This window comes from Microcoleus sp. Pol12A5 (genome assembly GCF_036701435.1).
Lineage (GTDB): Bacteria > Cyanobacteriota > Cyanobacteriia > Cyanobacteriales > Microcoleaceae > Microcoleus.
On record NZ_JAUBQU010000010.1, the window covers coordinates 1 to 14,766 of the forward strand.

The following is a 14,766-nucleotide window of genomic DNA, read 5'->3' on the forward strand; positions in this document are numbered from 1 at the left end:
ACATATTGGGCGAGGATGGAACTTTTGCCGCAGCCGGGAGTGCCGACAATTGTGAAATAACCGCGGCTGTGGGAGTTCAGAAAGTCGGAAATGGCAGAAAAAACAAACTTGCGCCCTGCAAAATTCTCGGTTTTTTCTCGCAGGAGTTGCTGAAATTCCCTTGGGTAAGCAGCGGTAGAGATGGGAGTTGAGAGAGGTGAGGAATTCATGTTAGTGCCTCCACCCCTTCTAGCCGCAGGAAATATACGCGGCCGGATGCGTCGCCTGCGACAATTGTGACTCCATCGGGTGCAATGGCGCAACAGGCGATCGGGCTTTCACAGGTAAAATTAGCAATAACCTTTCCACTCGACAAATCCCAAACTTTGATGGTCTTGTCCGATGAACCAGAAATCGCCCGCTTGCCATCAGCGGTGACGGCTACTATATTTACCGAGTCGCTGTGACCTTTGAGAGTAAAAAGTTCGTTTCTAGTTGTTAAATCCCAGACTTTGATGGTGTTATCCCACGAACCAGAAATTGCTCTCTTGCCGTCAGCAGTAAGGGCGACTGCTGTTACAAATTGGCTGTGAGCTTTGAGAGTCAACTTTTCCTTTCTAGCTATTAAATCCCAGATTTTTACGGTGTTGTCCGATGAACCAGAAATTGCTATTTTGCCATCCTCCGTGACCGCCACTGCTTTTACGCAGTCGCTATGACCTTTGAGAGTAAACAGTTCCTTTTGAGTGGTTAAATCCCAGACTTTTAGGGTATTATCCGATGAACCGGAAATTGCCTGCTTGCCGTCGGCGGTGAGGGCTACCGCATTTACCGAGTTGTTATGACCTTCGAGAGTAAACTCTTCCTCTCTTGCTCTTAAATCCCAAACTTTTAGGGTTTTGTCTCTTGAGCCAGAGATTGCCCGCTTGCCATCAGTAGTAACTGCTACCGCATTAACCAAGTAGCTATGGCCTCCGAGACTAAATTCTTCCTTTCCAGTTCTTAAATCCCAAACTTTGATCATTTTATCCTCTGAAGCAGATATGGCCAGCTTGCCATCGGGAGTGACGGCGACTGCTTTGACCCAATCAGTGTGACCTTTGAGAGTAAACTCTTCCCCTCTTGCTCTTAAATCCCAAACTTTTAGGGTTTTGTCATAGGAACCAGAAACCGCCCTACCATCAGCAGTGACGGCAACTGCACTTACCCAATTGCTGTGACCTTTGAGAGTAAACTCTTCCTTTCCAGTGGTTAAATTCCAAACTTTTAGGGTTTTGTCATAGGAACTAGAAATCGCCCTACCATCAGCAGTGACAGTAACTGTACTTACCCAATCAGTGTGACCTTTGAGAGTAAACTCTTCCTTTCTAGTGGTTAAATTCCAAACTTTGAGCGTCCTGTCTTTTGACCCAGAAATTGCTCGTTTTCCATCAAGAGTAACCGCAACTGCATTTACTGAAGCACTGTGAGCGTCAAAAGTAAACTCTTCCTTCCCAGTTGTTAAGTCCCAAACTTTGAGGGTTCTATCCCACGAACCAGAAATTGCTCGTTTTCCATCAAGAGTGACAGCGATGGCCCATACCGCGTAACTGTGACCTTTGAGAGTAAACTCTTCCTTTCCAGTTACTAAATCCCAGACTTTGAGGGTGCTATCCCACGAGCCAGAAATTGCTCGTTTACCATCAGGAGTGACCGCTATCGCATCTACCCAGTAAGTGTGACCTTTTAGAGTAAACTCTTCCTTCCCCGTTGTTAAATTCCAGACTTTGAGCGTGTTGTCTCTGGAACCAGAAATTACCCGCTTCCCATCAGCAGTTACAACAACTGCATTTACCCAGTAAGTGTGACCTTTGAGAGTAAGCTCTTCCTTTCCAGTTGTTAAATCCCAAACTTTTATGGTTTTGTCCCAAGAACCAGAAATCATCCGCTTGCCATCGGGAGTGACAGCGACTACATTTACTGAGTCGCTATGACCTTTGAGAGTAAGCTCTTCCTTTCCAGTTGTTAAATCCCAAACTTTTATGGTCTTATCTGCTGAACCAGAAATTACCCGTTTGCCATCAGTAGTGACGGCAACTGCATTTACTAAACTGGTGTGATCTTCAAGTGTACGTATTAATCCTCCTTGGGGAGGAATGAAACAAGGGATTAAAGGACGCAACCAAGGTACTGCTTTCCACTTTTTTACTACCTCCAGCATTGCTTGAATAGAAGGCATTTCAAAGTACAGTAGGCGACCCAATAATTGTTCTGCCAGCTTATTGTTATCTAGTTCCAAAATATCCACTGACATCCACAATACCGATTGAATCAACTCCAAAGATTTCGCTTTTTCTGGGTTGTAATCTGGGTTAATTACTGCTTCTGAATCGTCAATCAAATTAAAATCATCAATAAGTGCTTGCACTCCAAACTCAGGATGTTGAAGCTTTGCCATCAGAAAATTAAAATCAGTCAGTTTTTGATAATACTTTTCTAAATTTCCTGACTTAACATAATTTGGCAGTAAGCTACCCAGATAAGCACGTTGATAGAAAAGTGGTTTGGCCGCTAACTTGTCAGCAAATTCTCCCATATCACGCCATCCCCTTTTCTAAATACTCAGTAATCCCTTCTAGCCGCAGGAAATATACGCGCCCCGATCGATCTCCTGCGACAATTGTGACTCCATCGGGTGCAATAGCGCAAGAGGCGATCGGGCTTTCACCGGTGAAACTAGCAATGATATTTCCATTCGACAAATCCCAGACTTTGAGGGTGTTGTCCGATGAACCAGAAATCGCCCGCTTGCCATCCTCCGTGACGGCTACTATATTTACTGAATTGCTGTGACCTTTGAGAGTAAACTGTTCTTTTCCAGTTGTTAAATCCCAGACTTTAAGAGTTTTGTCTCTTGAACCAGAAATTGCCCGCTTGCCATCAGCAGTAGCCGCGACTGCTATTACCGACTTGCTGTGACCCGTGAGGGTAAAAAGTTGCCTTATAGCTATTGGATTTCTCCAAATAAAAGCTAACAATTCCCTCCTTATTTCTACATCCCAGACTTTGAGGGTGTTGTCCGACGAACCAGAGATCGCCCGCTTGCCATCAGCAGTCACGGCAACTGCATGTACCGAGTCCCTGTGACCTTTGAGCGTAAACAGTTCCTCTCGAGTTACTAAATCCCAAACTTTGAGAGTGTCGTCCCGTGAACCAGAAATGGCTCGCTTGCCATCAGCGGTGACGGCGACAGCATTTACCAAGTCCCTGTGACCTTTGAGCGTAAACAGTTCATCTTCAGTTTCTAAATCCCAAACTTTGAGGGTGTGGTTCCGTGAACTAGAAATCGCCCGCTTCCCATCAGCGGTGACGGCGACTGCACTTACCGAGTCCCTGTGACCTGTAAGCGTAAACAGTCCATTTCCAGTGGTTAAATCCCAAACTTTGAGAGTGTTGTCCGACGAACCAGAAATCGCCCACTTCCCATCAGCAGTGACGGCGACTGCTTTTACCAAGTAGCTGTGACCTTTGATGGTAAACAGTTTATCTTCAGTTGTTAAATCCCAGACTTTAAGGGTGTTATCCGACGAACCAGAAATCGCCCGCTGCCCATCAGCAGTTACGGCTACTGCATTTATCGAGTCCATGTGACCTGTAAGCGTAAACAGTTCCTTTCTAGTGGTTAAATCCCAAACTTTGAGGATGTTGTCCGACGAACCGGAAATCGCCCGCTTGCCATCAGCAGTCACGGCTATTGCTTTTACACTGTGACTTTTGATGGTAAACAGTTCCTTTCCAGTTGTTAAACCCCAAACTTTGAGGGTGTTGTCCGACGAACCAGAAATCGCCCGCTTGCCATCAGCAGTGACGGCGACTGCTTTTACCCAGTCGCTGTGACCTTTAAGAGTAAAGAGTTCCTTTCCAGTGGTTAAATCCCAGACTTTGAGGGTGTTGTCCGACGAACCGGAAATCGCCCGCTTGTCATCAGCAGTGACGGCTACTACTTTTATCGAGTTGCTGTGACCTTTAAGAGTAAAGAGTTGCTTTCCAGTAGTTAAATCCCAGACTTTGAGGGTGTTGTCCGACGAACCAGAAATCGCCCGCTTCCCATCAGTAGTGACGGCTACTGCTGTTACCCAGCTACTATGATCTTCAAGACTAAACAGTTGATTTCCAGTGGTTAAATCCCAGACTTTGAGGGTGTTGTCAGACGAACCAGAAATCACCCGCTTCCCATCAGCAGTGACGGCTACTGCATATACTGAGTTGCTGTGACCTTTGAGAGTCAACTGTTCATTTCCAGTGGTTAAATCCCAAACTTTGAGGGTGTTGTCAAATGAACCAGAAATTGCTCGCTTGCCATCAGCAGTGACAGCAACTGCATTTACCGAGTTTCTGTGACCTTCGAGGGTGCGTAGTAGTCCCCTGCGAGGGGGAGTTAAACATGGTGTCAAAGGACGCAACCAAGGTGCTGCTTTCCACTGCTTGGCTACCTCCAGCATTGCCTGAATCAGAGGCACTTCAAAGCATAGTAAGCGCCCTAACAATTGTTCGGCCAGTTTGGTCTTATCTCGATCCAAAATATCGGCTGACATCCACAGCGCCGCTTGAATCAAGTTCAGGGCTTTCGCTGTTTCTGGGTTGTATTCTGGGTGAGTTACTGCTTCAGAATCGTCAACTAAATTAAAATCATCAATAAGCGCCTGTAGTCCAAATTCAGGATGATGAAGCTTTGCGCTCAGAAAATTAAAATCGGTCAGTTTTTGATAATATTTTTCTAAATTCCCTGACTTAACATAATTGGGCAGTAAACTGCCCAGATAAGCACGTTGATAGAAAAGTGGTTTGGCCGCTAACTTGTCCACAAAATCTCTTGGGTAAGAATCGGTAGAGATGGGAGTTGCCAGAGGTGAGGAATTCATGTTAGTGCCTCCATCCCTTGTAGCCGCAGGAAATATACTTGGCCGGATTCTTCGCCTACCACAATTGTGAGTCCATCGGGTGCAATAGCGCAAGACGCGATCGAACTTTCACCAGTAAAACTAGCAATGACATTTCCACTCAACAAATCCCAGACTTTGAGGGTTTTGTCTGTTGAACCAGAAATTGCCCGCTTGCCATCCTCCGTGACGGCTACTGCATTTACTGAGTCGCTATGACCAGTGAGAGTAAATTCTTCCTTTCGAGTTGTTAAATCCCAGACTTTGATGGTGTTGTCCCACGAACCAGAAATTGCCCGCTTGCCATCCTCCGTGACGGCTACTGCATTTACTGAGTAGGTGTGACCAGTGAGAGTAAACTCTTCCTTTCGAGTTGTTAAATCCCAGACTTTAATGGTGTTGTCGAAAGAACCAGAAATCCCGCGTTTCCCATCAGCAGTGAGGGCTACTGCATTGACTGAGTAGGTGTGACCAGTGAGAGTAAACTCTTCCTTTCGAGTTGTTAAATCCCAGACTTTGATGGTGTTGTCCCACGAACCAGAAATCGTCCGCTTCCCATCCTCCGTGACGGCTACTGCATTTACTGAGTTGCTGTGACCAGTGAGAGTAAACTCTTCCTTTCCAATGGCTAAATCCCAGACTTTCAGGGTTTTATCTCTTGAACCAGAAATCGCCCGCTTCCCATCCTCCGTGACCGCTACTGCATTTATCCAGTTGCTGTGACCAGTGAGAGTAAACTCTTCCTTTCCAGTGGCTAAATCCCACACTTTGATGGTATTATCCCTTGAACCAGAAATTACTCGCTTGCCATCGGGGGTAACGCCTACTGTATTTACTGAGTCGCTATGACCAGTGAGAGTAAACTCTTCCTTTCCAGTGGCTAAATCCCACACTTTGATGGTAGTGTCAAATGAACCAGAAATTGCCCACTTGCCATCCTCCGTGACCGCTACTGCATTTACCCAGCCGCTGTGACCGTTGAGAGTAAAATCTTCCTTTCTAGTGGCTAAATCCCACACTTTGAGGGTATAGTCTCTTGAACCAGAAATCGCCCGCTTCCCGTCAGCAGTAACCGCTACGGAATTTACCAAGTGGCTATGGCCGTTGAGAGTAAACTCTTCCTCTCCCGTGGCTAAATCCCAGACTTTGATGGTATTGTCAAATGAACCAGAAAATCCCCTTTTGCCATCAGCAGTAATCGCTACTGCATTTACCCAGCCGATGTGACCTTTAAGAGTAAACTCTTCCTTTCCACTTGTTAAGTTCCAGACTTTGAGAGTGTGGTCTGATGAACCAGAAATTGCCCGCTTTCCATCCTCCGTGACCGCTACTACATTTACCCAGCCACTGTGACCTTTAAGAGTAAACAGTTCTTTTCCAGTGGTTAAATCCCATACTTTTAGAGTGTTGTCCGATGAACCAGAAATTGTCCGCTTGCCATCAGTAGTGACAGCGACTCCATTTACTGAGTTTCTGTGACCTTTGAGAGTGCGTAGCAATCCCCTGCGAGGCGGAGTTAAACAGGGTGTCAAAGGACACAACCAAGGTGCTGCTTTCCATTTTTTTGCTACCTCTAGCATTGCCTGAATCGAAGGCATTTCAAAATACAGTAAGCGCCCTAACAATTGTTCCGCCAGTTTGGTCGGATCTTCATCCAAAATATCGGCTGACATCCACAGTGTAGCTTGAATCAAGTGCAGGGCTTTCGCTTTCTCAGAGTTGTAATCTGAGTGAGTTACTGCTTCTGAATTATCAAGGAAATTGAAATCATCAATAAGTGCCTGCACTCCAAACTCAGGATGCTGAATCTTTGCAATTAGAAAGTTAAAATCTGTTAGTCTTTGATAATACTTTTCTAAATGACCTGACTTGACATGATTTGGCAATAAACTACTCAGATAAGCACGTTGATAGAAAAGTGGTTTGGCCGCTAACTTGTCAGCAAAATCTTTTGGGTAAACAGCGGTAGAGATGGGATTTGCCAGAGGTGAGGAATTCATGTTAGTTCCTCCATCCCTTCTAGCCGCAGGAAATATACTCGGCCCGATGCGTCGCCTGCGACAATTGTGACTCCATCGGGTGCAATAGCGCAAGAGGCGATCGAACTTTCACCTGTGAAACTGGCAATGACATTTCCACTCGACAAATCCCAGACTTTGAGGGTGCTATCCCACGATCCAGAAATTGCCCGCTTCCCATCAGCATTGACGGCTACTGCATTCACCGAGCTGCTGTGACCACTGAGAGTAAACAGTTCCTTTTCAGTGATTAAATCCCAGACTTTGAGGGTGTTGTCCCACGAACCAGAAATCACCCGCTGGCCATCAGCAGTGACGGCTACTGCATATACTAAGTCGCTGTGACCCGTGAGAGTAAACAGTTCCTTTCGAGTTTTTAAATCCCAGACTTTTAGGGTTTTGTCCCACGAACCAGAAATCGCCCGCTTGCCATCAGCCGTGACGGCTACTGCATTTACCAAGCCGCTGTGACCTTTGAAAGTAAAGAGTTCCTTTCGAGTTGTTAAATCCCAGACTTTGAGGCTGTTGTCTCTTGAACCAGAAATTGCACCCTTGCCATCAGCAGTGACGGCTAGTGCATATACTGAGTCGCTGTGACCATTGAGAGTAAAGAGTTCCTTTCGAGTTGTTAAATCCCAGACTTTAAGACTTGTGTCAGATGAACCAGAAATCGTCCGCTTGCCATCAGCAGTGACAGCAACTGCATTTACTGAGTTACTGTGACCATTGAGAGTAAACTGTTCCTTTCCAGTGGTTAAATCTCCGACTTTCAGGGTGTTGTCTTTTGAACCAGAAATTGCCCGCTTGCCATCAGCAGTGACAGCAACTACATTTACTGAGTTGCTGTGACCATTGAGAATAAACAATTCCTTTCCAGTGGTTAAATCCCAGATTTTAAGGCTGGTGTCCGATGAACCAGAAATCGCCCGCTTGCCATCAGCAGTGACAACTACTGCATTTACTGAATTGCTGTGACCTTCAGACGTGAAATCTTCCTTTCCAGTTGTTAAATCCCAAACTTTGAGGGTTTTGTCATCTGAACCAGAAATTGCCCGCTTGCCATCAGCATTGACTGCTACTGTATTTACTGAGTTTCTATGGCCTTCGAGAGTAAATTCTTCCTTTCCAAGGGTTAAATCCCAGACTTTGATGGTGTTGTCATCTGAACCAGAAATTGCTCGCTTGCCATCAACAGTGATGGCTACTGCATTTACTGAGTTGCTGTGACCTTTGAGAGTAAACTGTTCGTTTCCCGTGGTTAAATCCCAGACTTTGAGAGTGTTGTCCAAAGAACCAGAAATCGCCAGTTTGCCATCAGCAGTGACGGCTACTGCATATACTGATTTCCTGTGACCAGTGAGACTAAATTCTTCCTTTCCAGTGGTTAGATCCCAGACTTTAAGGGTTTTGTCTCTTGAACCAGAAATCGCGCGCTTCCCATCAGCAGTGACGGCTACTGCATATACTGATTCCCTGTGACCAGTGAGACTAAATTCTTCCTTTCTAGTGGTTAGATCCCAGACTTTAAGGGTGTTGTCCCACGAACCAGAAATCGCGCGCTTCCCATTAGCAGTGACGGCTACTGCATTTACTAATTGCCTGTGACCATTGAGAGTAAACTGTTCGTTTCCAGTGGTTAAATCCCAGACTTTGAGGGTGTTGTCCCACGAACCAGAAATCACCCGCTTGCCATCAGCAGTGACAGCAACTGCATTTACTGACTTGCTGTGACCATTCAGAGTAAACTGTTCCTTTCCAGTTGTTAAATCCCAGACTTTAAGGCTGGTGTCCGATGAACCAGAAATCGCCCGCTTGCCATCAGCAGTGACAGTAACTGCATTTACCGAGTTGCTGTGACGTTTAAGCGTGCGTATCAGTCCCCTACGAGGGGGAGTTAAACAGGGCGTCAAAGGACGCAACCAAGGTGCTGCTTTCCACTGCTTGGCTACCTCCAGCATTGCTTGAATCTGAGGTATTTCAAAGTACAGTAAGCGCCCTAACAATTGTTCCGCCAGTTTAGTCCGATCTCGATCCAAAATATCGGCTGACATCCACAGTACCGCTTGAATCAAGTTCAGCGCTTTCGCTGTTTCTGAATTGTACTCTGGGTGAGTTACTGCTTCTGAATCGTCAACCCAATTGAAATCATCAATCAGTGCCTGCACCCCAAACTCAGGATGCTGAATCTTTGTCATTAGAAAGTTAAAATCAGTCAGTTTTTGATTATACTTTTCTAAATTCCCTGACTTGAGATAATTTGGCAGTAAGCTGCCCAGATAAGCACGTTGATAGAAAAGTGGTTTAGCCGCTAACTTGTCAGCAAATTCTCCCATCTCACAGCATCCCCTCTTCTAAATACTCAGCAATCTGTTGATTTACTTCTTTAAAAATCTTCCGCTTTGAATCCATCTCCCGTTTGCCTTTCAGAAAGTCAAGGAAACTAGCATGATAGATGGTGTAGCAGATTTCTCCCTCTACATTCTGCTTTTTCAAATACTCAACCCACTTATCTTCTAAAACCTTTCCCACGTCACATTCATCCACCTTGGTAATTCCAGCAATCATCTCGCAGGGAATCGGCGTGCCAATCTCTAGTAAAATATACAAGACATTCTCCATCAATTGCCCTGGCTTAGCTTCCATTCCCATCCGCACCCAATGGCTTTGATAATACTCTTGCAACCCATCGGGCAATTGCGTTAAACTCAAGTCATTGTAATCACCTTTAGCAATTGCCGGCAAAACATAGCGCAGATACATAAAATTCTTTTCGCTCTTGTTTGCCACTTGCTCGACAAAAGTTGTATGGGGAATGTTGCGGGTTTGAATCCAGTTTTTCAGACCATCTTTATAGTCAGAATCGGTATTTATAACAAAGCGAATATATTCTTTGATATCATCATGATTGAAATTAACATACTTTTCGTCTCTTAAATCTAGCTCTTTTACCGGAACATCTACTAACAACTGCTTTTTCTCCGAACTATATGGTCGCCTTGTCAGTAGAAAATATACGTTATTGGGCAGATTTTTCGGTAAATGTAAAAGATTTCCTCCCGGTTCTTGTTCGACTTCATCCAGTGCATCAATTGCAATTACCAAACGATCGCCCGCCGTGAGTTTTCCCGCCACCTGTGCCAGTAAAGTTGGTAAATCGGCGTCTTCTGAATTTTGCAATTGATAGCGGTCAATTAATTGCCGACGAATGCTCTTCAAAAACAATTCGGGTCTGTTGCGACGTTCGACGAGAATATTGAAATAGCAGGGAGATTTATGTTCAGAGACGTATTTGGCAACGATCGAACTTTTGCCCATTCCCGCATCCCCGACGATCGTAAAATAACCGTGAGGATTGTCGGTGATAAATTGCTGAAAAGTCTCAAAAACAAATCCGCGCCCGCAAAACCTGCGAATTTTTTCTTCTATTATCGATATAAATTCTTCAGGGTAGGGAGATGAGTTAGAAGCTTGGGTGGCAACTACTGGTTGTGATAGTTGATAATACTTCTGTATCAATTTAGTCTGCAGAATCTTCAACTTTCCTGCACCTTGTTGGTCAGAAAGGTCAGGGAAGCTCTTTGAAAATCTCTTGTAAATCTCTCCCAGTCGCTGTGTTACAGCAGCTTCTGATATGCTGAATTTTACTGAAAGCTGTGCCTTATTGAGGGGTGCTCTTTCAGGAGAGAAGAGTGCTGCTAATAATGTTTCTGTTTGTTCCATCGATAATTCATGTCTCCCAGATTCGCCTCTAAGGAATTCTTGCCAATCCATCTAGGTTAACCCCTCATTTAACTTTATTACAACTTACCCGTCGTGCAATTAAATCATCTTGAGCCTTGCCAAGGATCTCTTAGACGGCTGGGATGCTTGCCAGTCCTGAGCCTTGCGAAGGATAGGGACTCTGCATGACAGTAGTTTAATTATACCTTGAGTATACTTTGATTATACCGACCTCTAATAGACCTAACTTTATACCTCTGGTCAACTTCACTCTATTAAAGTGATGCGATGATTTGATCAGAACACAGACAAACAGTTATTGATCAACAAGAGAGGTCAGTCAAATGAATTTTAAATTATTCGGAAACTCACACGGTGACGAAGATTTTAGCAAAATGGATGGAATCCCGTCACTTGGGATAGGTATAAAAATTATTAGCCAAATTGCCGATGAGCTTAGTTATACCCACACTTCTGACCGTCGAAACTGTCTGTTAATTGTAAAATATTTTCAGCCCGTACTACCTCACCCTAGCACTCAAGCTGATTGTTTGAAGCGAGCGACTGATACTTTAAACATTTTCAACTGGTTGAAAGAGCAAAAAACTAGCCAATCCGAGCGCAGTTCTAACCAGCCACTGCAAAAAATTACTCTGCAACTTAATAGTGATGTTGCCACTGTCACTCAAGTTTTATGGTGGGTCGAACAGTTAGAGAATCTACCACTTCCCGAAGAAGTTTTGCAGCTTTGTAAACTGGCGACGGTGGAGGGGTTTATCAATGCTATTCACCACCACAAAAATATGCCGTCAAACACTCCGATCGATCTTGCGATCGCAGTTTTTAACGAACGCATCGAAATTCAAATTTGGGATTGGGGAAAGCCTATTAATTTCCCAAGCAAAGTTGAAAATGAACAATCGCAAGCAAAAGAACCGTTCCGTTTGAAGGAGCTGGAATTTATGGTTTAGCAAACCTGACTATATCTGCAAATCATTCTTTAATTAGTTCTGCCTGACTAGAGCCGATAGGTTTTAATCTCCTGCCCGATTTGCCCTCAAAATTATGGCAGATCGCAAATTAAAACTCACCTAGTCTCCCCTACATCCTCCCTTTTTGCTTCAGTAGGATATCTGTAGAAACAAAAACAATCAATATTTAGCAGAGAAAACCGTTATGAACTATAACTTAGAAAATTCGCACCGTGACGAAGATTTTAGCGAAATCGATGAAATAGGCAAAATAGGTATAAAACTTATTGGCAAAATTGCCGATCAGCTAAGTTATACCCGCACGTCTGCCGGTCGAAACTGTCTGTTAATTGTAAAATATTTTCAGCCAGCTTTAGTACCACCCCAACCTAGCACTGAACCTGATTTCTTTAAGCGTGCGATCGACGTTTTACACAGCTTTAACTGGCTTCAAGAGCAACGAAATCCCCAATCCGAGCCAAGTTATAACCAGCCACTTCACAAATTTAAGCTTCAAGTAAATAGCGATCTCCAGGCGGTTACTCAAGTTTTAGGGTGGGTCGAGCAGTTAGAGCTTCTACCCATTCCCGAAGCAGTTTTGCAGCTTAGTAAACTTGCTGCGATCGAGGGTTTTGCCCATGCTGTTCGCCACGCCCGCACAAATCTGTCATTGGAAACTCCGAAAATAGAACTGGCGATCGCAGTATTTAACAAACGCCTAGAGATCGAAATATGGGATTGGGGCAAGCCTTTTGACCTCAAGACCAAGCTGAAAGAAGAATTGCCTGAAAAAACTCTGTTTAGTTGGAACGACCTGGCCTTTACTCTTCACTAAAGCTGTTCTGAAATTGCCAGTTGTCCATTGACAACACAAAGGAAGTTTTTTGTGATGATTACTGATACTACTCCCAAGATTCTTGTTGTGGATGATTACCCATCCATCCGCAATCTAGTTCATCGCTTTTTAAATCAGAAATATCAAGTAGATTCGGCAGCAGATGGCGAGACTGCTTTAGCATTGTTTGAGACATTCAAGCCTGTCATAGTAATTCTTGGTGGGAATTTGCCGGGTACTACTTTAGAGCTTTATAGCTTGATAAAAATAGGTAAAAACCGATGGTGAAAGTTGAGGGTGCGGAATATGGGTTGCAGCAGATTATGGATGATTTGGAAGACTAACATCGAGTTTTAAATACTCGACTTCTTTCCTCGTCCCCTGGGTCTGGAAACCACCTAAGTTTTAGGGACACGGCCGTGCCGTGTCCTGACTTAGATATCCTAGTTTTTAGCCACCCCAAACCTTCTTCAAAACATCTTGAGGAGAGATGTCTGCCATTTTGCCAGTAGGAGATTTAATGCCCAAAAATCGATCGCTCTTTGGCAACAATTTTGCAGGTTCAGTCGGGCCGAACAAAGCTATTGTATAAGTTTGAACCGCCACAGCTAAGTGCATCGGCGCACTGTCAGTACATATCATCAAATTAGCAGCAGCAATTGTCGCCGCCAACTTGCCGACATCATCCGGCGAGATAACTTTTACATTGGGACATAACTCGACTAACTTTGTCACGAAGTCTGCATCTTCGGGGCCTTTCACAACAACAACGGGCAAATTCGGCTGCCGCTGCTGACAATCTTCAATTATTTGCTTCCAGTTGTCTGTAGGGTAAATTTTGTCAATACCTTTAGACACAGCTAATTGACTGGAACCGCCGTGAATCAAAATGTAGCCGCTTTCTTTTACGCCCAACCGCTGCTGTTCGGCTTCCGCCCACTGAATGTCCTGTTTTGGTACATTAATTGCGATCGCCGGACAAGGATTTGTAATGTTAAATCCTTGCAGCAAATCATGGTACATTGAAGCGGCGTACTGTTCAGTTTTCAGCGGTACAGCAGCAGTGAGAAATCGAGCACCGTTGGTTCCCGAATACCCAACTCTCTGCGGAATGCCGGTCAGCCACAGCAGCAGCCCTACAGTCCACCGCTGGCCGAGGGAAATAACTGCTTCGTATTCGCGATCGCGAATTACGCCCAGTAAATTGCCCAAATCTGCCATAGCGTTGCGGTCTTTGAAATTGTACGTCAAGACTTCTTTGACGGATTTGCAGACTCGGTAAGCGCCCTTTGCCCTCGGTTCCACGATGACATCAATTTGCGCCTCTGGATAAGACTGCTTGAGGTCATCAAGGGTGGGGAAAAATAAAATTTGGTCGCCAATCCCGCCAGGGACAAGTGCTAGTATTCGCATCATAAACGATCGGGCTATTATCTATCGAGGTAGCTCTCAGCGATCGGTCTTCAGCTATCAGCTTATAGTAATTCTAGACTTTAAAAGCTACTGGCTGACAGCTAAACAACTGACCCAAAAGTACAGGACGCTCTTAATATATACCTAGTTGGGTGAAGAAGGGTTACTTAATGCACTTATTAATTCCTGCAGCAGGTTCGGGGCGACGGATGGGGAGTCAGCGGAACAAACTGCTGCTGACTTTGCTGGGAAAACCTTTGCTGAGTTGGACTTTGGCTGCTGCTGAAGCTTCGCAGCACATTAGCTGGATTGGCATCATGGGCCAGCCAGACGATTTTCCGGATTTTAAAGCAATTCTGAGCGATTTATCTTTGGTCAAGCCCGTGGAACTGATTAAAGGAGGCGCCACCAGGCAAGAGTCAGTTTACAACGGTTTGCAGGCTTTACCACCAAATGCCGATCGAGTGTTGATTCACGACGGCGCCAGGTGTTTGGCAACTGCTGAATTGTTCGATCGATCTGCCGAGGTTCTCTTGACCTGTCCGGGCTTGATTGTCGCCGTCCCGGTCAAGGATACGATTAAGGTCGTAGATGACCGTCGGATCGTGCGAGACACCCCAGACAGAAGCAATTTGTGGGCGGCCCAGACTCCTCAAGGATTTGAAGTGAAATTGTTAAAGCAGTGTCACGAAGAAGGACGACAAAAAGGTTGGGAAGTGACAGACGATGCGGCTTTGTTTGAAAAATGCGGTTTACCAGTGCAAATTGTGGAGGGAGAAGAGACGAATTTGAAAGTCACAACACCGGTTGATTTAGCACTAGCTGAATTTATTTTGCGGCAGAGAACTGATAAGAGCAAATAAAATGTGTTGAGTCTTTTTAATAACGGGCAAGATGCCCGTTCCACAATC

General features: G+C 44.9%; 10 protein-coding genes and 1 pseudogene. 4 read left to right on the top strand and 7 right to left on the bottom strand.

Annotated features, from left to right (window positions below):
* From QUA45_RS04515 to QUA45_RS04540, 6 genes and pseudogenes are all read right to left on the bottom strand, one after another.
* Window positions 1-209 (bottom strand): annotated as a pseudogene (locus tag QUA45_RS04515) (hypothetical protein); the annotation flags it as partial.
* Window positions 206-2,554: a WD40 repeat domain-containing protein gene (locus QUA45_RS04520; protein WP_333219690.1), complete on the bottom strand. Its 2,349-nt coding sequence runs from the start codon at window positions 2,552-2,554 to the stop codon at window positions 206-208. The pseudogene QUA45_RS04515 and the gene QUA45_RS04520, both read right to left, overlap by 4 nt.
* Before the next feature lies 1 nt (window position 2,555).
* The gene (locus tag QUA45_RS04525; protein ID WP_333219692.1) at window positions 2,556-4,880 is read right to left on the bottom strand and encodes a WD40 repeat domain-containing protein; all 2,325 of its coding nucleotides are present in this window, start codon (window positions 4,878-4,880) and stop codon (window positions 2,556-2,558) included.
* Window positions 4,877-6,898 (bottom strand): WD40 repeat domain-containing protein, encoded by a 2,022-nt coding sequence (locus QUA45_RS04530; RefSeq protein ID WP_333219694.1) that lies wholly within the window; start codon window positions 6,896-6,898, stop codon window positions 4,877-4,879. Before QUA45_RS04530 ends, QUA45_RS04525 begins: the two co-directional genes overlap by 4 nt.
* Complete coding sequence (locus tag QUA45_RS04535; protein ID WP_333219696.1) at window positions 6,895-9,249, bottom strand: WD40 repeat domain-containing protein; 2,355 nt, start codon at window positions 9,247-9,249, stop codon at window positions 6,895-6,897. The genes QUA45_RS04530 and QUA45_RS04535 overlap by 4 nt, the downstream gene beginning before the upstream one ends.
* A 1-nt stretch (window position 9,250) precedes the next feature.
* On the bottom strand, window positions 9,251-10,636 hold the full coding sequence (locus QUA45_RS04540; protein ID WP_333219697.1) for an AAA family ATPase: 1,386 nt from the start codon (window positions 10,634-10,636) through the stop codon (window positions 9,251-9,253).
* Between the two features lie 344 nt (window positions 10,637-10,980).
* Here QUA45_RS04540 and QUA45_RS04545 point away from each other — a divergent pair, with 344 nt between their 5' ends.
* The 3 genes from QUA45_RS04545 to QUA45_RS04555 all read left to right on the top strand — a co-directional run bounded on the left by QUA45_RS04545 (window position 10,981) and on the right by QUA45_RS04555 (window position 12,730).
* Window positions 10,981-11,607: an ATP-binding protein gene (locus QUA45_RS04545; RefSeq protein ID WP_333219699.1), complete on the top strand. Its 627-nt coding sequence runs from the start codon at window positions 10,981-10,983 to the stop codon at window positions 11,605-11,607.
* A 205-nt stretch (window positions 11,608-11,812) separates the two neighbouring features.
* The gene (locus tag QUA45_RS04550; RefSeq protein WP_333219700.1) at window positions 11,813-12,442 is read left to right on the top strand and encodes an ATP-binding protein; all 630 of its coding nucleotides are present in this window, start codon (window positions 11,813-11,815) and stop codon (window positions 12,440-12,442) included.
* Window positions 12,443-12,496: 54 nt separating this feature from the next.
* Entirely contained in the window at window positions 12,497-12,730 is a 234-nt protein-coding gene (locus QUA45_RS04555; RefSeq protein WP_333219701.1) for a response regulator, read from the top strand.
* Between the two features lie 162 nt (window positions 12,731-12,892).
* Here the strand turns inward: QUA45_RS04555 and QUA45_RS04560 are convergent, their stop codons facing one another.
* Entirely contained in the window at window positions 12,893-13,855 is a 963-nt protein-coding gene (locus tag QUA45_RS04560; RefSeq protein WP_242725781.1) for a glycosyltransferase family 9 protein, read from the bottom strand.
* Window positions 13,856-14,025: 170 nt separating this feature from the next.
* Between QUA45_RS04560 and ispD the strand changes: the two genes are divergently transcribed.
* On the top strand, window positions 14,026-14,718 hold the full coding sequence (gene ispD / locus QUA45_RS04565) for a 2-C-methyl-D-erythritol 4-phosphate cytidylyltransferase (RefSeq protein ID WP_333095585.1): 693 nt from the start codon (window positions 14,026-14,028) through the stop codon (window positions 14,716-14,718).
* The last annotated feature ends 48 nt before the right edge of the window (window positions 14,719-14,766 follow it).